Source organism: Flavobacterium hydatis (assembly GCF_000737695.1).
Lineage (GTDB): Bacteria > Bacteroidota > Bacteroidia > Flavobacteriales > Flavobacteriaceae > Flavobacterium > Flavobacterium hydatis.
Genome location: NZ_JPRM01000007.1, coordinates 93,653 through 114,664, shown reverse-complemented (window position 1 = coordinate 114,664; position 21,012 = coordinate 93,653). Strand labels below are relative to the sequence as shown.

Annotated in this window: 20 protein-coding genes; 12 read left to right on the top strand and 8 right to left on the bottom strand. The window is 31.4% G+C overall.

Annotated features, from left to right (window positions below):
* Positions 1-1,155: 1,155 nt before the first annotated feature.
* Positions 1,156-1,467: a DUF1294 domain-containing protein gene (locus tag IW20_RS06845; protein WP_051885608.1), complete on the bottom strand. Its 312-nt coding sequence runs from the start codon at positions 1,465-1,467 to the stop codon at positions 1,156-1,158.
* An 82-nt stretch (positions 1,468-1,549) separates the two neighbouring features.
* Between IW20_RS06845 and IW20_RS06840 the strand changes: the two genes are divergently transcribed.
* The gene (locus IW20_RS06840; RefSeq protein WP_035620205.1) at positions 1,550-2,368 is read left to right on the top strand and encodes a BRO family protein; all 819 of its coding nucleotides are present in this window, start codon (positions 1,550-1,552) and stop codon (positions 2,366-2,368) included.
* A 99-nt stretch (positions 2,369-2,467) separates the two neighbouring features.
* Positions 2,468-4,591, top strand: a complete 2,124-nt coding sequence (locus tag IW20_RS06835) for a Tex family protein (RefSeq protein WP_035620203.1) — start codon at positions 2,468-2,470, stop codon at positions 4,589-4,591.
* A gap of 67 nt (positions 4,592-4,658) precedes the next feature.
* Here the strand turns inward: IW20_RS06835 and tatA are convergent, their stop codons facing one another.
* Positions 4,659-4,841: a twin-arginine translocase TatA/TatE family subunit gene (gene tatA, locus IW20_RS06830; protein WP_035620201.1), complete on the bottom strand. Its 183-nt coding sequence runs from the start codon at positions 4,839-4,841 to the stop codon at positions 4,659-4,661.
* 208 nt (positions 4,842-5,049) lie between these two features.
* Here tatA and IW20_RS06825 point away from each other — a divergent pair, with 208 nt between their 5' ends.
* The 6 genes from IW20_RS06825 (at position 5,050) to IW20_RS06800 (ending at position 12,023) form a co-directional block, all read left to right on the top strand.
* Positions 5,050-5,568 carry a hypothetical protein gene (locus tag IW20_RS06825; RefSeq protein ID WP_035620199.1) on the top strand — a complete coding sequence of 173 codons (519 nt, stop codon included), beginning with the start codon at positions 5,050-5,052 and terminating at the stop codon, positions 5,566-5,568.
* Positions 5,569-5,571: 3 nt separating this feature from the next.
* Positions 5,572-7,059 (top strand): GH3 auxin-responsive promoter family protein, encoded by a 1,488-nt coding sequence (locus IW20_RS06820; protein WP_035620195.1) that lies wholly within the window; start codon positions 5,572-5,574, stop codon positions 7,057-7,059.
* A gap of 33 nt (positions 7,060-7,092) precedes the next feature.
* Entirely contained in the window at positions 7,093-8,772 is a 1,680-nt protein-coding gene (locus IW20_RS06815) for a DUF6909 family protein (protein WP_035620192.1), read from the top strand.
* Between the two features lie 144 nt (positions 8,773-8,916).
* Entirely contained in the window at positions 8,917-9,900 is a 984-nt protein-coding gene (locus IW20_RS06810) for a UDP-glucuronic acid decarboxylase family protein (protein WP_035620191.1), read from the top strand.
* Positions 9,901-11,253: an exopolysaccharide biosynthesis polyprenyl glycosylphosphotransferase gene (locus IW20_RS06805; protein WP_035620189.1), complete on the top strand. Its 1,353-nt coding sequence runs from the start codon at positions 9,901-9,903 to the stop codon at positions 11,251-11,253.
* The gene (locus tag IW20_RS06800; RefSeq protein ID WP_035620188.1) at positions 11,253-12,023 is read left to right on the top strand and encodes a glycosyltransferase family 2 protein; all 771 of its coding nucleotides are present in this window, start codon (positions 11,253-11,255) and stop codon (positions 12,021-12,023) included. Before IW20_RS06805 ends, IW20_RS06800 begins: the two co-directional genes overlap by 1 nt.
* A gap of 183 nt (positions 12,024-12,206) precedes the next feature.
* Here the strand turns inward: IW20_RS06800 and IW20_RS06795 are convergent, their stop codons facing one another.
* Positions 12,207-12,737 (bottom strand): ORF6N domain-containing protein, encoded by a 531-nt coding sequence (locus tag IW20_RS06795; RefSeq protein WP_035620186.1) that lies wholly within the window; start codon positions 12,735-12,737, stop codon positions 12,207-12,209.
* Between the two features lie 41 nt (positions 12,738-12,778).
* On the bottom strand, positions 12,779-14,089 hold the full coding sequence (locus IW20_RS06790) for a phenylacetate--CoA ligase family protein (RefSeq protein WP_035620184.1): 1,311 nt from the start codon (positions 14,087-14,089) through the stop codon (positions 12,779-12,781).
* 133 nt (positions 14,090-14,222) lie between these two features.
* Between IW20_RS06790 and purD the strand changes: the two genes are divergently transcribed.
* Positions 14,223-15,497, top strand: coding sequence for a phosphoribosylamine--glycine ligase (gene purD, locus IW20_RS06785; protein WP_035620183.1), 1,275 nt, complete (start codon positions 14,223-14,225; stop codon positions 15,495-15,497).
* On the opposite strand, the gene IW20_RS06780 is transcribed toward purD, so the two are convergent.
* Entirely contained in the window at positions 15,489-15,719 is a 231-nt protein-coding gene (locus IW20_RS06780) for a DUF6341 family protein (protein WP_035620182.1), read from the bottom strand. The genes purD and IW20_RS06780 overlap by 9 nt on opposite strands.
* 143 nt (positions 15,720-15,862) lie before the next feature.
* On the opposite strand from IW20_RS06780, the gene IW20_RS06775 reads away from it, so the two are divergent.
* A complete protein-coding gene (locus tag IW20_RS06775) occupies positions 15,863-16,792 on the top strand; it encodes a DUF6427 family protein (protein ID WP_035620181.1) in 930 nt (309 codons plus the stop codon).
* Here IW20_RS06775 and upp read toward each other — a convergent pair.
* A complete protein-coding gene (gene upp / locus IW20_RS06770; protein ID WP_035620179.1) occupies positions 16,787-17,440 on the bottom strand; it encodes a uracil phosphoribosyltransferase in 654 nt (217 codons plus the stop codon). The genes IW20_RS06775 and upp overlap by 6 nt on opposite strands.
* Positions 17,441-17,552: 112 nt before the next feature.
* Here upp and IW20_RS06765 point away from each other — a divergent pair, with 112 nt between their 5' ends.
* A complete protein-coding gene (locus tag IW20_RS06765) occupies positions 17,553-18,158 on the top strand; it encodes a DUF4254 domain-containing protein (RefSeq protein WP_035620176.1) in 606 nt (201 codons plus the stop codon).
* 39 nt (positions 18,159-18,197) lie between these two features.
* Positions 18,198-19,205, top strand: coding sequence for a glycosyltransferase family 9 protein (locus IW20_RS06760; RefSeq protein WP_035620225.1), 1,008 nt, complete (start codon positions 18,198-18,200; stop codon positions 19,203-19,205).
* Here IW20_RS06760 and IW20_RS06755 read toward each other — a convergent pair.
* On the bottom strand, positions 19,194-19,610 hold the full coding sequence (locus IW20_RS06755) for a hypothetical protein (RefSeq protein ID WP_035620174.1): 417 nt from the start codon (positions 19,608-19,610) through the stop codon (positions 19,194-19,196). The genes IW20_RS06760 and IW20_RS06755 overlap by 12 nt on opposite strands.
* A 268-nt stretch (positions 19,611-19,878) precedes the next feature.
* A complete protein-coding gene (locus IW20_RS06750) occupies positions 19,879-20,931 on the bottom strand; it encodes a ferredoxin--NADP reductase (protein ID WP_035620173.1) in 1,053 nt (350 codons plus the stop codon).
* Between the last annotated feature and the right edge of the window lie 81 nt (positions 20,932-21,012).

The window sequence follows — 21,012 nt, the reverse complement described above, 5'->3', positions numbered from 1 at the left end:
ATAGTATATTATGTAGTTATTAACAATATGAAAACAACTCTATTTATTAATGAATTCTATATGTAAAACAGCAGCTTTTATATTGTGATTATCAAGGACAGTTCTAGAATGTTGTTGTAAAAGGAGATTTACTGATTTTATGCCTTTATAATAACAATGTTAATAACGGAAATAGTATCAATAAGTTTTGAAAATGTTATATTTAATTTATTGATAAAAAGGTACTTATAGAGTTGTTAACAACATAAAAACAATACTATTTATCAATCGATTCTATAAGTAAAACAACACTTTTTAGATTGCGATTATCAAGGAAAGTTCTTGAATGTTGTTACAAAAGGAGATTTACTTTTTTATGTCTTTAGATTAACATTGTTAATAATGGATATAACAGAAATAGTATCAGTAAATCTTTAAAAAGGTTATATTTAATTATTTGATAAATAGTATGTTGTGTAGTTATCAACAACATAAGAACAACTCTATTTATTAATCGATTCTATATGTAAAACAACGTTTTTAGATTGCGATTATCATGGACAGTTCTAGAATGTTGTTACAAAAGGAGATTTATTGGTTTTATACCTTTATAATAACATTGTTAATAAAGGAATTTATCTGAATTAGTATCAGTAGAACGTTGAGATTATTTGTATTTAAATAATTGACAAATAGTATTTTGTGTAGTTATTAACAACATAAGAACAACTCGATTTATTAATCGATTCTATATGTAAAGCACCCCTTTTTAGATTGCAATTTTCAAGGACAGTTCTAGGATGATGTTATAAAAGGAGGTTTACTCATTTTATGTCCATACAATAACAATGTTAATAATGAATATAAAAGAAATAGTATAAGTAAATCTTTAAAAAGGTAAGATTTAATTATTTGACAAATAGTATATTGTGGAGTTATCAACAACATAAGAACTACTCAATTTATTAATCGATTCTATATAGAAAACCATGCTTTTTAGATTGTGAAAATCAAGGATAGTTCTTGCATGTTGTTACAAAAGATGATTTACTGATTTTATGCCTTTATAATAACAATGTTAATAACGTAAATAGTATCAGTAATTTTTTGAAAATGTTATATTTAATTTATTGATAAATAGTATATTATGTAGTTATTAACAACATAAAAACAACACTATTTATTGTCACTTACCATAAACCAAGCAAGATTTTCTGCATCGCAGTAATAAAAAAATATAAGGAAAGCGATTACGACTTGAAGGAGGATAATACCTGCATATTTTATCATAAACGATGGTTTACTCGTTTTATGTCTAAACAATAGCATTGCTAATAATAAACCGACACAACCTCCAATAGCAGTTATTGAAAACAGCATATTTTCGGAAATTCTGCGTTTATGCTTAACAGCTAAATATTTATCGTATCCAGCTAAGATAAAGGCAATACTATTTACGATAAAAAAATACACTAATAAAACTTTCATTGGCTTAAAATTAAAAACAAAGATATTATTTTAGGCGAATCAAAATTTAAGTGAAGAATATAAATAATGTAATTCATAATCAATGGGTCCAGTACAATTATTTGAGCAAAAAAAAGTTAGAAGCCATTATGATGCTGAAAAGGAGATTTGGTATTTCTCGGTAATTGATGTAATTCAGATTTTAACTGGAAGTACGATTCCTAAAAGGTATTGGACTGACTTAAAAAAGAAGTTAAAAGCAGAAGGAAGTGAAGCGTACGATAAAATCGTACAGTTGAAAATGCTTGCTGAAGACGGAAAAAACAGGTTGACAGACACAGCAGATACTGAAACTTTATTACGTTTAATTCAATCTATTCCTTCTCCAAAAGCTGAACCTTTTAAGCAATGGTTGGCAAAAGTAGGTTATGAAAGAATTCAAGAATTGGCTGATCCAGCTCAAAGTTTAGATCGCGCCCGTGAAAATTGGCAAAATTTAGGTCGTAGTGAGAAATGGATTCAACAGCGAATGACAGGGCAGGAGACTCGTAATAAATTAACTGATTATTGGAAAGAATCTGGAGTAGAAAAGAAAGACGAGTTTGCAATGCTTACAAATATTATTCACCAAGAATGGACTGGACTATCTGTAAAGAAACATAAGGAAGTAAAAGGATTAAAATCTCAAAATTTGAGAGATCATATGTCTGAAGCGGAATTAATTTTTACCGCTTTAGCCGAACTTTCTACCCGACAAATTGCTGAAAGTGATGAAGCAGTAGGACTTGTAGAGAATGCGAAAGCAAGTAAAAAGGGGGGAGCCATTGCAAAAAATGCACGTATAGCTTTAGAAGATAAAACGGGGAAAAGTGTAGTAACAGGAGAAAACTTTTTGGCTCCAGATAAAAAAGGGCTAAAGTAAAGTTGAATTCAATTTTGACAACGTTAAAAAAGTAAATAACAAAAACCATTGCAAACTTTGTAAAACACTTTGCATCTTTGCGGTTAAAATTAAATAAGAATGACTAATATTCAATTCATTGCCAAATCTGTTCAAACAGCTGCAATAAACATTCAAAACACAGTTAAATTATTAGAGGAAGATTGTACGATTCCGTTTATTTCAAGATATCGAAAAGATACAACGGGAAATCTTGATGAAGTTGTAATTGAGCAAATTGCAAAACTCCAAAAAGATTATGAAGTTATTGTAAAACGTAAAGAAGCAGTTTTAAAGTCGATAGAAGAACAAAAGTTACTTACACCAGAATTAAAACAAAAGATAGATCAGAGTTTTGATTTACAAGAGATAGAAGATTTTTATCTTCCGTACAAAAAGAAGAAAAAAACAAAAGCTGATGTGGCGCGTGAAAATGGTCTTGAGCCGTTGGCTAAGATTATCATGTCGCAAGGCAATGATGATGTTGATTTTCTGTCGACACAATATATTAATGACAAAGTTATTAACGAAGAAGCTGCTTTGCAAGGCGCACGTGATATCATTGCCGAATGGATTAACGAAAACATATACGTTCGTAAACAATTACGTAGATTATACCAACGCAAATCGACAATTGCAACTAAGGTTGTAAAGACAAAGAAAGATGATGAGAATGCGCAAAAATTCAATCAGTATTTCGATTGGTCAGAACCGTTAACTAAAGCGCCATCACACCGATTATTAGCAATGCTTCGTGCTGAAAACGAAGGATTTGTAAAAATGAAAGTCGAAGTTGATATTGATGAAGCTTATGATGTTATTGATGAATTGGTTATAAAAGGACAAAATAATACAACACCACATATACAATTAGCGATTGAGGACAGTTATAAACGGTTGTTGAATCCTGCTATAGGAAATGAAACGTTGCAAGAAGCTAAAGCTAAAGCTGATGCGAATTCTATTCAGGTTTTTGCTAATAATCTAGGGCAGTTATTATTGGCTCCACCATTGGGAGAAAAGAGAATTTTGGCTATTGATCCAGGGTTTAGAAGTGGTTGTAAAGTGGTTTGTCTGGACGAAAAAGGAGATTTGTTATACAACGAAACTATTTATCCGCACGCACCACAACATGAAGATGCTATGGCGATGAAAAAAATTCGCTCGATGGTAAACTCTTATAAAATAGATGCAATTTCTATTGGTAACGGAACAGCTTCGCGTGAAACAGAGTTCTTTATCAAAAAAATCGCGTTCGATAAACCAGTTCAGGTATTTATAGTTTCTGAGGCTGGAGCGTCGGTATATTCAGCTTCTAAAATTGCTCGAGAAGAGTTTCCTGATTATGATGTTACCGTTCGTGGATCGGTTTCTATAGGAAGACGACTTTCGGATCCATTGGCAGAGTTAGTAAAAATTGACCCAAAAGCAATTGGAGTAGGACAGTACCAACATGATGTTGACCAATCAAAATTAAAAGAAGAACTTGACAATACCGTAATTCGCTGCGTGAATTCGGTTGGAATAAATATAAACACAGCGAGTAAACATTTACTAAGTTACGTGAGTGGAATAGGAGAGAAGCTTGCCGAAAACATTGTACAATATCGCTCAGAAAACGGTCCATTTGAAGATCGTAAACAATTAAAAAAAGTTCCTCGTTTGGGTGATAAAGCGTATCAACAAGGAGCTGCTTTTATTAGAATCACCAATGCAAAAAATCCGTTGGATAATTCGGCGGTACATCCTGAAGCATACGGAATTGTAGAGAAAATGGCTAAAGATTTAAAACTGACCGTTAATGATCTTATTGCCAATAAAGAGCGAACTGCTTTAATTAAACCTGAGAATTATATCACGCCTGAAATAGGTTTATTAACACTAAAGGATATCATTAAAGAATTAGAGAAACCAGGCTTAGATCCGAGAAAATCGGCTAAGGTTTTTGAATTTGATCCGAATGTAAAAACCATAAAAGATGTAAAAACAGGTATGATATTACCTGGAATTGTTAATAACATCACCAATTTTGGTTGTTTTGTTGACATTGGTGTTAAAGAAAGCGGATTGGTTCACATTTCACAACTAAAAGCTGGTTTTGTAAGCGATGTAAACGAAGTGGTAAAACTACATCAACATGTAGACGTTAAAGTAACTGAGGTTGATGAAGACAGGAAGCGTATTCAGTTGACGATGATATTATAAACAAAAAAATTCGAAATCCTAATAATATATTGGGATTTCGAATTTTAAGACTTGAGAACTAAAAAGTCTATTTTTTTTCTTCTTCTTCTTTTTTATCAGCTGGTTCTTTGTTATCGTCTTTAGCAGCGTTTTTAAATTCTTTAATTCCACTACCTAAACCTTTCATTAATTCTGGAATTTTTTTACCTCCAAAAAGTAATAAAACAACTGCTAATATAACAAGGATTTCTGTAACACCTAATCTTCCCATGATTGAATAATTAATTGCCGGAGCAAATTTGTATATAATAAAAGCAAAGGTATACAGAATTAGTTAATATGAATTGGTTTTATTATAAAAAATTTATTTCTAGTTAAGTTAAATATTTAATAAAAACCTATTTTAAAGGCCATCCTATTACATTTTGTCCGTTTTATCAACAGTATTAATTATTATATTTGTCAATTAAAGTACCACGATGTCTGAGAAAAAATTAAAACGAATCAAGTTTAGAAAGAAATTGTTTGTCAAAAACCGTTTGGTTATTTTGAACGAAGATACTTTTGAAGAAATTTTTTCTTTCAAACTAAATCTAATGAATGTTTTTGTGGTAGCCACTCTTGGAGCAATTTTTTTAATATTAATTACAACTTTTATTATAGCTTTTACTCCGTTAAGAGAATTTATACCAGGATATTCGTCAACAGAATTAAAGAAAAACGCAACTGAATTAGCTTTAAAATCTGATTCATTAACGGTGGCGTTAAAGAAAAATGAAGCTTACATTAAATCTATTCAAAAGGTATTAACAGGCCAATTAGAATACGCTAAATTTAACAAAGATTCAATTTTATCGAGTGTTGACGTAAAAGAGGAAGATGTAAATTTAACCCCATCCAAAGAGGAATTAAAATTGCGTGAGGAAGTGGCAAACGAAGAAAAAAAGGAAAACACTAGTTCTGTTAAAAAGAATAAAAGTGATAAAAAACAAAAGTAAAGAATGTCTATAAAATCAGTCGCAGCAAAATTATTTGCCAGCAAAATTTATAACAATACACAGGCTTGGGCAAAAAAACCCGTTGAGACTCAAATGAAAGTCTTTAAAAGCTTGATAAAAGGTGCAATAGATACTGAGTTTGGAAAAAATCATCACTTTGATAAAATAAAGACCATTGAGGATTTTAAAAATCATGTACCAGTAAGGGATTACGAAGATTTAAGACCGTATATAGATAAAGTAAGATTAGGCCATAAAGACATTCTCTGGAAAGGGCAACCACTTTATTTTGCTAAAACATCTGGTACAACTTCGGGAGCAAAATATATTCCGCTTACCAAAGAGTCAATGCCATATCATATTGAGGCTTCAAGAAATGCGATTTTGCATTATATACATGAAACAGGAAATGCTGATTTTGTAGATGGTAAAATGATTTTCTTACAAGGAAGTCCTGAATTGATAGAAAAAAACGGAATCAAACTAGGAAGATTATCAGGTATTGCAGCTCATTTTGTACCAAAATATCTTCAAAAAAATCGTTTGCCCTCATGGGAAACCAATTGTATAGAAGATTGGGAAACTAAAATTAATGCCATTGTCGATGAAACCATTGATAAGGATATGACTATTATTTCGGGAATTCCGTCTTGGGTACAAATGTATTTTGAGCGATTAGAGGAAAAAAGCGGGAAGAAAGTAGGGGATTTGTTTAAAAACTTTAATCTCTTTATTTATGGCGGAGTTAATTACGAACCATATCGCGCGAAGTTTGAAAACCTGATTGGAAGAAAAGTAGATAGTATTGAGTTATTTCCTGCTTCAGAAGGATTCTTTGCTTATCAGGATTCTCAAAAATCTAAAGGAATGCTTTTGTTATTAAACTCAGGAATTTTTTATGAGTTTATAAAAGCAGATGAGTTCTTTAGCGAAAACCCTAAACGATTAACAATAGGAGAGGTAGAGTTAGGTGTAAATTATGTCTTGATTATATCTACAAATGCAGGGCTTTGGGGGTATAATATTGGAGACACCGTTCAGTTTACGTCCTTATATCCGCATCGAGTTATTGTTTCGGGAAGGATTAAGCATTATATCTCGGCATTTGGAGAGCATGTTATTGGTAATGAGGTCGAAAATGCTATGAAAGAGGCTATGGAAAATACAAATATTCGTATAAATGAATTTACTGTTGCGCCACAAATAAATCCAACAGAAGGATTACCATATCATGAATGGTTTGTAGAATTTGAAAATGAACCAGAAAATATGTTAACTTTCGCCGAAGCAATCGATAATGCTATGCGAAAGCAAAACATTTATTACGACGATTTAATTACTGGAAATATTTTGCAAAAGGTGGTTATAACCAAAGTTGCCAAAAATGGTTTTCAGGAATATATGAAATCTCAAGGTAAATTAGGAGGACAAAATAAAATCCCGCGACTGGCTAATAATAGAGATATAGCAGACGCATTAAAAAATGAATAAGACTTAAAAAAGTTTCAAAAAATTACATTTAGAATGAAAGAATCAAAAAATATTTCGAGATCAAGAGCACAAGAATCATCAGCTGCTATCGAAAAAATGTACATTACAATGCGTCATTTGTTTAACAGAGGTTTTTATAAACCAATGGGAATATCGGGCGATACATTACGTGAAGCATTATTAGCTTTACGACCAGAAATTTACGGTAATATTGCCGAAGAGAAAGTAGAACTTAACGGGCTTTTATATGTTATAGAACGACTTCCAGTAGGAATTGAACAATGTCGTTTTATTAATTTAACATCAGACGAAGGATATTCTAAATCGCATTTTCAAGCAATTGTTCCTCCAAAAAGAAGAAGAAATTGCTATAGAATCGATGAGGAGCAAATGAACGTGGAAATTACCCGCGGACGTTCTGATATCTACGATATTTTAACGCATTTGACTTTTATCTTCATCGAATCTCATAAAATAAGAAACAGAGTTTTATTAGATGATGGAGGCGAAGTTTCACGCGATTGGTTAAAACTAGAACTTGCAGTAATGCAAACTAAAAAATTACCACTTGTAGAGAAAGAAAAAGCAATATCGCACGTTGCAAATATTTTAGGAAGGACATTTGAGGATGTTCTTAACATTTATGATGCTTTTGGATCAGAAGCTGAACCAGACCGTTTTTTACATATCATTTACTGGTTAGGAAAACTAGCTATCGAAGAAGTTGTAGAAAATAACAAACGTACAATAACATTCAGTCCTATCTTACGTGAGCGTTTAGGGCACCATATACACGGAGAAATCTGGGCAACAAACATCAAGGAGGTTTTAAAGGCAAATGCGCTTCTTGACCGTCCTATACATGTTATAAGCGCTAATATGCACAGTGTAATGAATTCTATCTTTGCAACACCGGTTCTAAAAACTAAGTTCAAGGACAAGTCTGATTTCTTTATTTATGAAGAATTAAGTAAATCGGGAGCAAATGCGATACGTAAAGATGTTGAAACAATTGCCTTAAAAAACGGAATGATTTCGTTATTGGATACTTCAGGAACTAATATCGATGTGCAAATATTTGATACAGCTAAGATTGATTGGTCTAAAACAGCATTTCCTAAAGCCGATTTAGGAGACAAAAAACCAGTAATCATTGTTATGGATTATGCGTTTGGAGAACAAGCTTATGAAACAATCGATGAGTTATTAAAACCATATAAAAAAGATACACTACTTAACGTAAAATCGGTTTCGATTATGGGTAAAGCAGGTATTCTAGAAGGAGGAAAAGGAGATATCATGATTCCTACAGCACATATAAACGAAGGAACTGCTGATAATTACTTTTTTGAAAATGAATTAAAAGGAGCAATGTTTGAAGGAAATGATATTGCTGTTTTTGAAGGAGCAATGGTTACCGTGTTAGGAACGTCATTACAAAACCGTGATTTATTAAAATTCTTTCACGAATCGACTTGGAGTGTTATTGGTCTGGAAATGGAAGGATCATATTACCAAAAAGCAATTCAATCGGCTTCTAAAATCAGAAAAAGTGTTCCTCATGATATAAAAGTTAGATACGCTTATTATGCATCAGATAATCCATTAGAAACAGGAAGTACTTTGGCTTCTGGAGGATTAGGAACAACTGGTGTAAAACCAACATATTTGATTACGATAAAAATTCTAGAGCAGATTTTTAACGTTAAATAATAGCCCTAAAATACAAGGGTACTTTTGTGCCCTTGATAAAACAAATATAGATTTGCGATTGATGTTATCGCAAAGATTAGATTACAATATTTTAAAGAATGTAATTTATAAATTCAATTACATTTGCCACATACAAAAAATACAATGAAAAGAATACTTATTACAGGAGCAGCAGGATTTTTAGGTTCACATCTTTGCGACCGTTTTATAAAAGAAGGGTATTATGTTATCGGAATGGATAATTTAATTACTGGTGATTTAAAAAACATCGAGCATTTATTTAAACTTGAAAGTTTCGAATTTTATCATCATGATATCACAAAATTTGTACATGTTCCTGGAGATTTAGATTATATACTACATTTTGCTTCACCAGCAAGTCCGATAGATTATTTAAAAATTCCTATTCAAACCTTAAAAGTAGGTTCATTAGGAACTCATAATTTATTAGGATTGGCTCGTGTAAAACAAGCAAGAATTTTGATAGCTTCAACATCCGAAGTTTATGGAGATCCTTTGGTACACCCACAAACAGAAGAATATTACGGTAACGTAAATACAATAGGACCACGTGGAGTTTATGATGAAGCTAAACGTTTTCAGGAATCGATTACTATGGCGTATCATACTTTTCATGGGGTTGAAACCAGAATAGTACGTATTTTTAATACCTACGGGCCAAGAATGCGACTTAATGATGGTCGAGTAATTCCAGCTTTTATCGGTCAGGCACTTCGTGGTGAAGATTTAACGATTTTTGGAGATGGTATGCAGACTCGTTCATTTTGTTATGTAGATGATCAGGTAGAGGGAATTTTCAGATTACTACACTCAGATTATGTATATCCAGTTAATATTGGAAACCCAGATGAAATTACTATTAAAGATTTTGCTGAAGAAATTATAAAACTTACAGGAACAAATCAAAAAGTAGTGTACCATCCTTTACCAATAAACGATCCATTACAGCGCCAGCCAGATACTACAAAGGCAAAAGAATTACTTGGCTGGGAAGCAAAAGTAAATCGTGCCGATGGTATGAAAATTACGTATGATTATTTTAAATCACTTTCTAAAGAAGAACTTTCTAAAGAAGAACATAAAGATTTTTCAAACTATATAAGATAAATGCGGACAAAAACAGGAAGATATTCAGGTTATATCCGACCCTTTTCATATTTGATAGATTTAATTATCATCAATGTATTTGCGGTTTATATAATAGATTTTCCTGTTAACCAAATAGCATTTCCTATAGCTTTAAGCGTCGCTTGGCTGTGTATTGCAATTCATTTAGGCTTTTATGAGGTATATCGATATACCAAAGTAATTGCTATTTTAAATTGCGCACTTAGCCAGTATGTTTTGTTTAGCTTAATAACATTTGCAATAGCTTATTTTTATTCTCAAAAAATAAGCTTACCTGCAGTGATTGTCTTTATTAGCGCATCTTTCTTGGTGATATTAACCATTAAGTTTTCTGTTTATTTTTTTCTGAAAAGATATAGAGTTCTTTATGGAGGTAATTCCAGGCGAGTTGTTTTAATGGGAAACAGTAAAAGCGTTAGTCCGCTACAAAATTTCTTCACAGAAAATCTTGATTACGGTTATAGACTGATACATATCTTTGATATTGAAAATGAAGAGGAAGATCAGATTAGTAAAATGCTCGATTTTGTTTTAGTACATAAAATAGATGAAATGTATTGTTCGATGACAGATTTATCTCAACAACAAATGAGAGATATTATTCATTTTGCTGATAATAACCTGAAGACATTAAAATTTATTCCTGACGAAAAACAAATATTTTTCAGAAACTTCATGTTCGAATATTATGACTATATACCAGTCATTAAACTAAGAGATATTCGATTAGACGATAAATTTAATAAAGTTATCAAGCGTGCTTTTGATATTATTTTCTCTATAACAATTTTAGTTGGTTTACTTTCTTGGTTAACCCCAATTTTAGCTATTCTGATAAAATTAGAAACCAAGGGGCCTATATTTTTTAAGCAAAGACGAAATGGACTTAATAACAAAGAGTTTGATTGTTATAAGTTTAGATCAATGAAATTGAATGATGTAGCCCATTTGAATCAGATTACTAAAAACGACGTTCGTGTTACCAAACTCGGAAGATTTATGCGTAAAACCAGTATTGACGAATTACCTCAGTTTTTTAATGTTCTAAAAAATGATATGTCAGTAGTTGGGCCAAGACCGCATATGGTTAGTTATACCGAAAGATATGCCGTACAGGTTAATAAATTCATGGTACGCCATTTTGTTAAGCCAGGAATTACAGGATTAGCCCAAACAAGCGGATTTCGTGGTGAAGTCGAAACTGATAAAGACATTATCAATCGAGTAAAATACGATATTTTTTATATGGAAAACTGGTCTATTTTATTAGATATAAAAATCATTTTTGATACCGTTTATAATACGCTAAAAGGCGATGAAAAAGCATATTAATGGATTTAGTTTCTATTTTAATCCCAACGTATAATTGCGAAAAATTCATCCGCTCCACATTACAATCAGTACTTAACCAAAGTTATTCTCATTGGGAAATTATTGTAGTAGATGATGCCTCGACAGATAATACAGTAGCAATTATAAAAGAATTTGCTCAAGCCGATAATCGAATAAAAATCACTGAATTAGAAAAAAATTCAGGAAACGGATTTGCCAGAAATATAGCTTTGGATAAAGCAAATGGAAGGTATATAGCATTTCTTGATGCTGATGATTTGTGGTTTCCCCTAAAATTAGAAAAACAAATACAGTTCTTAAAAGATAAGGATCTGCCGTTTACGTTTAGTTTTTATGAGTGGATTGATGAAGAGGGGAATGTTCTAAACAAAAAGATAGAAGCTCCAATAAATTTAACTTACGAAGAATTGTTCTTCTGTAATTATGTGGGGAACTTAACTGCTATTTATGATGTTGAATTTTTTGGAAAAATCAGAATAGAAGCTACTCAAAAAAGACAAGATTGGCGCTTGTGGCTTACGATTTTAAAACAAATTAAAGAAGCAAAACCTGTCCCTGAATCATTAGCCTATTATAGAATTAGAAAAGATTCCATTTCATCTTCAAAGTTCAAATTGATAAAACATAATTTCGGTGTTTACAGACGATTCCATGGGTTTAATTTTGTGATATCCTGTATCTATATGACTCGATTTTTGTTCACACAATTAGTTATTAAACCAAGATATATAAAAGCATATTTCTTATAATTCTTTAAGGTCACAAATTGTGACCTTAAAGAATCTTTGTCAGAATTGGAGGTCGCAATTTGCGGCCTCCAATCTTCAAATTCTATTTAGTAAGTCTAAATATAAAATTTTTAAGAAAAACTTGAGGTCACAATTTGTGACTTCAAGTTTTCAAGGTCATAACTTGCAATCTTGAAGAATTTATTATTTTTTATATCCAATTTTTACTCTTTCACTTTCGTCTTCTTTTTTCTCTGTTAATTCGTCTAGATAAGAAAAGACCAGTTCAATATTTTTATCATGATTCTCTAACTTCTTTTGAATCTGAAGAATATCTATTTTCATTTCTGTTGTGTCCAAAAGCATTTCTCTAACCTTTGTAAATATCCGCATAATTTGAATATTGGTTTGGATAGCTTTATCACTTTTTAGTACACTAGATAACATTAAAACATCATGTTCTGTGAATGCAAAAGGAAGATATTTTTGATATTTACCTCTTCCTTTCTCTAAGGTCACAATTTGTGACCTTAGAGAATCATATTCTGTTTTAATAAGTTCAAACATAAAATCTTCGGGAAACCTAGATATATTTCTTTTAACGGCTTGTTTTAAAACTTTAGTTTCTATTCCATAAAGTAAAGCTAGGTCGCTATCCAACATTACTTTTTGATTACGGATAAAGTAAATTTTGTTAGAAACAGTTTCTTCAGAAAGCAGAGATTGATCGTCCATGAGTTTTTAATTAAAAAAACAAATGTAAGATTTTATTTATATTATAAATAAGATTTAAACTGTTTTAGCTTTCCGCGATTGGTTCTTTCTAAAACTGTTTTTCGGGTAAATGAGAAGTTTAAATTAGGTTCCAAGTAAAGAATAATTGCAGTTTTAATTTTCTCAATTTGGTTTTTATTAAGTTCATTATCACTAACATATTCTATTTCAAAAGAATCTATTTGAGTTTGTTTGATGATAAATTCTTTTACATTTCCATCGTCTTCTATGATGCTTTTGGTAACATAATAAAAGGTTAATCCAGGCGATTTCTTCCCACTTGGTAATACCGCAATATCATTTGTTCTTCCTGTTAACTGTTTTAAAATAGGCTTTTGTAATGTGCTTTTTTCATCCAGAAACCCCAAGTCGCCAATTTCATATCTTATAAAAGGATGCGCTTTGTTGTACAATGATGTAATTACAATCTTGCCTTCAGTTCCATTGGGAACTGGTTGATTATTTTCATCCAGAATCTCGACAAAAAGAGTTTCTGCATTTATTTGCCATTCTCCTTTCGGATTTTCAAAAGCAATTAAATCAAGTTCAGATGCGCCATATTCATTAACAATAGGAAACCCAAATTGCTTTTTCAAAAGAATTTTATCACTTTCAAAAAGCATTTCAGATGTTACAATACATACTTTTAGACTAGGACAAATATCTTTTAATATGATATTTCTCTTTTCTAAAAACTTTGCAAATAAAACGATAGAACTTGTATAACCGTTGAGGTAGTCAAATTTTTTGGTTTGGAATTTTTTTAAAAAGCCTTCCAATATTTTATCCGATAAATTAAAAATCGGAAACCGATAACGGTTGCTTAAAAAATCTTTAAAACGTTCTTTTCTGTTTCCAATAAAATCCATCGGAATCCCATAAAAACGAGCCTGATACGAAGTATTAAAATTGATTCCGTGCCAACCAAAGCGCATAATATTCGAAGCCCAGGTTAAAGCATGACAATACTTATCTTTTGCAAAAACAAAAGGAGTTCCACTAGATCCTGAAGTTTTGTTGAGGTAAACGTTTTTGATAGTATAACCTTTAGACAACCTCTCAGAAAGAGGTTTTTGCAAATTCTGTTTGTTTAAAACAGGTAAATCGTTCCAATTTTTGGTATTTACAGAACCAACTAATGATGCATAAAAAGGGTTGTTCTGCAAATGATAAGCAACAATTTCTTCTTTTTTATGTTTAATAAACAGCGTATGTTCCTCTTCAGAAAACTGAATAATGGTATCCAATTCGGCTTTGGCTTCCTTAATTGGAAATCCATTTATAAGAAGAGAAAGATCAAAAAGTCGAAGCATTTGGAGCATAAATTTCACCAAAAATAATATTTACCAACAACTAAAGATCAACAACCAACAACTTTTTAAAAATTAATTCTGTTTTAAGGTTAAAAGCAATTATTTTTGCACCACAACTAAATACAACTATACAATGACAATTTTACTATTGGGTTCAGGAGGAAGAGAGCATGCATTTGCATGGAAAATGATTCAAAGTCCGCTATGCGAAAAACTATTTGTTGCACCAGGAAATGCCGGAACAGCTGGTATTGCCCATAATGTAAACATTAGTCCAACAGATTTTGAAGCGATAAAAACCTTAGTAATTCAGGAAAATATAGGTATGGTTGTCGTAGGACCCGAAGATCCATTGGTAAAAGGGATTTACGATTATTTTAAAAATGACGAAAGTTTAAAACATATTCCGGTTATCGGACCATCAAAATTAGGCGCTCAACTTGAAGGAAGTAAAGAGTTTGCCAAAGAATTCTTGATGAAACACAATATCCCAACAGCAGCTTACGATAGTTTTACTGCAGAAACGGTAGAAAATGGATGTAAGTTTCTAGAAACATTGCAACCTCCTTATGTTTTAAAAGCAGATGGTTTAGCAGCAGGAAAGGGAGTTTTGATTATTCAGGACCTTGAAGAAGCTAAAACTGAATTAAGAAACATGCTTGTACATGAAAAATTTGGTGTAGCGAGCTCTAAAGTTGTTATCGAAGAGTTCCTTGACGGAATCGAACTAAGCTGTTTTGTATTAACAGATGGTAAAAGTTATAAAATCCTACCAACTGCCAAAGATTACAAGCGTATTGGCGAAGGCGATACAGGATTAAATACAGGCGGAATGGGAGCAGTTTCTCCAGTTCCTTATGTTGATGCAGTTTTAATGGAAAAAATAGAAACACGCATCGTAAAACCAACAATCGAAGGTTTTCAAAAAGACGGAATCGAGTACAAAGGTTTTGTTTTTATCGGTTTGATAAATGTTAAGAACGAACCAATCGTAATAGAATACAATGTAAGAATGGGTGATCCGGAAACTGAAGTTGTAGTTCCGAGATTAAAAACGGATTTGGTAGAATTGTTCTTGGCTGTAGCCAATGAAAAACTAGATACAATTTCTTTAGAAGTTGATCCAAGAAGTGCTACAACAATTATGGTAGTTTCAGGTGGATATCCAGAGGATTTTGAAAAAGGAAAAGTAATTTCTGGATTAGAAAATATTTCAGATTCTATTGTTTTCCATGCCGGAACAAAGTTGGATAACAACAATGTGGTAAGTAATGGCGGAAGAGTTTTGGCAGTGACTTCGTATGGAGACAACTTCCAAGAGGCCATAAAAAAATCTTATCAAAACATAGACAAGCTAAATTTTGATAAGATGTATTTTAGAAAAGATATTGGCTTCGACTTACTTTAAAAAAGAGTGAGCCGTAGTATCTTGGTTTTCTGTTCCGGCTGCATCAAAAATGCGTAATTGTTTAATCCAATATACCATTGCAGCTGCACAGATAATCATGAAAATCCAGTTAATTGTATTAGCACCAAACCATGATACAAGTTCTAATGAACGTAAAAAATCAAGTGGAGCAAATAAAATGTTTACGAATAAGTACTGTATTCCTTCAAAAAAAGTTGTCATAATTTATAAAATTATTTTGTTATTTATTGTTTTGTAACACATTGAAGTTATAAATCCCGATAATCAGAATCTTTATTTCAACTTGTTGGTTTCCTTTTTAAACAAGTATTATATTTACAGTCACAAAAGTATAAAATATCCTTATGATAACAAGTGTTTTTAAAAAATCTACACCATTAAATTATTCATTGGTCGTAATTTTAATGCTGGTTTTCTTTTTCATCTATCAATTTCAAGAAATTTCTTGGGTAAAATCACTTATTTCAATTTCAGAAAAAATAAGTTTATTGATAGTTGTATTAGGATCAATGTTGATAACAAACTTTGTTGTTAAGAAAAACGGACTTAGTAAAGACAATGGTTATACGATATTCTTTTATTTGTTATTATCGTTATTTTTTCCGTCGGCACTAAATAATCCTAATGTTTTGCTTGCCAATTTTTTTGTGCTATTAGCGCTTCGTCGATTGTTATCATTACAATCTCTAAAATCATCTAAAGAAAAAATATTTGATGCATCATTATGGATACTATTGGCATCATTGTTTCAGTTTTGGTGTATTTTATTTCTGATATTGGTATTTATATCAATAATTTTTCACGTTGCAGGCGATTATAGAAACTGGATTTTACCATTTATAGCTCTTTTTGCTATAGCTACACTATTTCTATTAGTATCATTAATGTTTAATATTGATGTAATTACATTCTTTCAAAACCGTGCAGCAGTTGATTTTAGAATTAATTATTTTACCAATAATTACCAAAATGGGGCTTTATCAATTTATGTAGCAGTTGCGTTATTTTTTGTGGTTTCGTTGTTGTTAACACTATCAAACAGACCATTATTACTGCATTCTTCATACAAAAAAATCGTTGCCTATTTCTTTATAGGGATAATTGTATTTTTAATATCTCCTAATAAAAGCAACGATTTATTATTGTTTACAGTAGCACCTTTGGCTATTATGGGATCAAGTCATATAGAGTTTTCACAAAACAAACTAAATAACGAGATTGTCTATGGAGTCTTGATTTTGTGTAGTCTATTTACCTTTTTCTCTCAATTATAGTTTATTACCATAAGCTAAGTCACCGGCATCGCCCAATCCAGGAACGATATAATTTTTCTCATTTAAGTTACTATCCAAGGCAGCAATCCATAAATGACAAGAATCTGGCAAGTGTTTTTCTAGATAAGCAACACCTTCTGGAGCAGCAATTACAACAGCAAGATGCATTTCTTTTGGCGCACCATTTTGTATTAGTTTCTCATATACAGCAACAATCGATTGACCAGTTGCAAGCATTGGATCGATTAATAAAAGAGTTTTATTATTGATGCTAGATAAAGCCTGATATTCAACCAAAATAACAAATTCATCATCATTATTAGGATGATGTCTGCATGCTGAAACAAAACCATTTTCGGCTTCATCAAAGTAGTTCAAAAAACCAATATGTAGCGGTAAACCAGCACGTAAAATAGAACATAAAATAAGTTTATCATCTATTTCGGTAGTACTTTTGGTACCAAGAGGCGTTTCGATTTCTACGTTTTTATATGATAAGTCTTTACTTATCTCATACGCCATAATTTCACCAATCCGCTCAATATTTCTTCGAAAACGCATGCTGTCGTTTTGAACTTTTATATTTCGTATCTGGCCTAAAAAATGGTTTAATACGCTGTTATTTTCGGATAAATAATGAATCTGCATGATGGTATTTTTAAATTTATTTTAAAACCTAATTTGTGATAAATAGATTTATGGTTTGATATTTTTTTATAAAAGTATAAAAAGTATCTTTGTATCTATAAAATTTAAAGACATGTTTTCAAAATTAGCATATTCTGTATTCGAACAAAGTATCAAAGATTATCATAAATTTGATAATGTTGATCAGCCAATAAACAATCCATATCCTAAAGATAAATTTGAACATTTATTGTATTTAAAAAACTGGATTGATACTGTACAATGGCATTTTGAAGATATTATTCGTGACCCGAATATTGACCCAGTTGCTGCACTTACATTAAAAAGAAGGATAGATGCATCTAATCAGGAACGTACTGATATGGTGGAATATATCGATAGCTATTTTTTACAAAAATTTAGCAATGTAAAAGTAAAAGACGGTGCCAAAATCAATTCTGAAAGTCCAGCATGGGCATTTGATAGATTATCTATTTTGGCTTTAAAAATTTATCATATGAATGAGGAAGCTACTCGTGCAGAAGCGACTCAGGAACATAGAGATAAATGTCAGGAAAAATTAAATATCCTTTTAGAGCAAAGAAGCGATTTATCTACAGCAATAGATGATTTGTTAACAGACATCGAAAACGGAGATAAATTCATGAAAGTGTACAAACAAATGAAAATGTACAACGACGATGATTTGAATCCTGTTTTATACCAAAACAAAAAATAATTGGCAGAATTGTCCAATACAATTAAGCATATAGCCGTCATGAGACTCTCCGCAATGGGAGATGTTGCCATGACGGTTCCTGTTTTACGCGCTTTTGTAAAACAGTATCCAGAGGTAAAGTTAACTGTAATTTCCCGACCTTTCTTTAAACCATTTTTTGATGGAATTCCTAACCTAACTTTCTTTGTTTTTGATGATAAAGAACGTCATAAAGGATTTCTGGGATTAGTACGTTTATACAAAGATTTAAAAAAGCTGCATATTGATGCTTTTGCAGACTTACACAACGTTTTACGCTCTAAAATTGTTCGAACTTTTTTCGCTTTAAGCGGAAAAAAAACTGCTTTTGTTGATAAAGCCAGAGAAGAGAAAAAGGCATTAATGCGCGCAGAGAATAAAATCTTTAAGCCATTGCCTACTATGTTTGAAAGACACAAAAAAGTGTTTGAAGAACTAGGATTTTCATTAGATTTATCGAAACCCGTTTTCCCTTCAAAACCAATTTTAAGTCAGGAAATAGTTGATTTAATTGGTAATAAACATGAAAAACTAATAGGGATTGCACCTTTTGCACAATACGATTCTAAGGTATATCCTCTGGATTTAATGCAAGAAGTAATAGCAAAACTAGCAGAAAATAAAAATCATACAATTTTACTTTTTGGAGGAGGAAAAAAAGAAATCGAAATTCTGGATTCACTTTCTAAACCGTTTGAAAATGTTGTTAATATGGCTGGAAAAATTAAGTTTCAGCAAGAATTACAACTTATTAGTAATCTTGATGTAATGCTTTCTATGGACTCCGGAAATGGACATATAGCAGCAATGCTAGGTGTAAAAGTAATCACGCTTTGGGGCGCAACGCATCCGTATGCAGGATTCTTACCATTTAATCAAAAACTAGAAGATGCTCTGACAGCTGACAGAACTAAATACCCTTTATTACCAACATCTGTTTACGGAAACAAAATCGTTGAAGGGTATGAAGATGCCATGAGGTCAATTTCTCCAAAAGAGATAGTAGAGAAGATTCAGTTAAGCATATAATCCATTTTGATCATCCTGAAGAAAATAGCCAATGGTTTTCTTTTTGTTTCTATTGGCAACAATTACAACAAAATGATTTTCTTTTTCTGTAGACAGCAAAATGTGTTCAAAATCTTCAGTTGAGTTTCTGTAGATTTTATGCACCAATTGAGATTCTTTAATTTTGTGCGACAGTACTTTAGCAGTTTTTAATTTACTGATATATGGCCAGATATTAAAAATACTTTGGTCAGAAACTGTTACTTCAGTCATTTTCCCAAGCATTGTGGAGTTATATTTTTCTTCAGTAAGTAATTTTGGACCTTTTTTATTTTGATGTTTTTTAATTATAAAGTAGATACAAAAAAGAGCTGTTATTACAAAAATTACTATAAATGATAAACGGAGGTAGTGATGTATTGTCATGATATTTAATGTTTAAACGTGTTGACAAATTTGATTTAGCTCTACAAATCATATAAAACATGAAATTGCGATTACTTTAATAACACCACTAAATTAATGAAAATTCGGCAATATTTTGATAAGAATTTGTTTTTATTGTTATTTCAGATATAAATAAACATTCTTATCAAAACAACGAGTGTAAACATAATTGTAAAACAAAAAAAAAATCCAAATCCCAATTATAAAGTTGGAGTTTGGAATTTTTTTTATTTAGAATTTAATCTTTTTATACGTCATCGTAATCTACATAAATAGACTCAGATGTAGGATGTGCCTGGCAAGTAAGAATTAACCCGTCTGCGATTTCTTTATCTGTTAGGATAGAGTTCTTTTTCATCTCTGCTGTACCCGAAGTTACACGAGCAAGACAGCTGCTGCAAATTCCGCCTTGGCAAGAATAAGGTGCATCAATTCCTTGTTTTAAAGCTGCATCAAGAATTGTTTGTTTTTGAGACATTTCAAAAGAAACTTCTTCATCATCAACAAGAACCGTGATTTTTGAATGACCTTCTAATGAAGTATCAATTTTATTTTCTTGAGTAGATGAAGTAAATAGCTCAAATTTTATAGCAGATTCTTTTACGTTTTTCTCTTTTAAGATTCCCGAAACAGTATTAATCATTTCTTCAGGACCACATAAATAGAATTTATCAAATTGTAATTCTTTATGTTTGTTGTTTAACACAAAATTTACTGCCGATTTATCAATTCTACCGAACAAAGCATTTTCAACTTTAGCTTGACTAAATACATAATGTACAAATAAACGCCCTACATATTGTAATTGTAAATCGTGTAATTCTTGATGAAAGATAGTGTCTTCAACAGTTTTGTTTCCGTAAACCAATACAAATGAGCTTTTTGGTTCACTTTTTAAAACCGATTTTAAGATAGAAAGTACAGGAGTTATTCCGCTTCCAGCAACAAATGCTGCATAGTTTTTTTGTCTTTCTGGTTCAGGCTCAAATGTAAATTTACCTTCGGGTTTACCCACTTCTAGTACATCACCAGCTTTAAGTCTTGTAGTTGCAAATTGCGAAAAAACACCGTTTTTTACAGCTTTTACAGCAATGCGTAACTCACCACTTTCTGGAGATGAACAAATAGAATAAGCACGACGTAGCTCTTTATTATCTAGTGTTAATCGTAAGTTGATATATTGTCCTGCAATAAAAGTATAGTTAGATTTTAGTTCTTCAGGAACATTAAAAAGTATCGAAACAGCAGTTGCAGTTTCACGTTTTACTTCTTTTATTATTAGTTTTAGGAATGAAGGCATGATATTATTTTTTTGCAAAAATAGCAAACAGCTAGTAAATGATTGGTATTAAAGAGTAATATTTTACTTTGTTTGTAACGT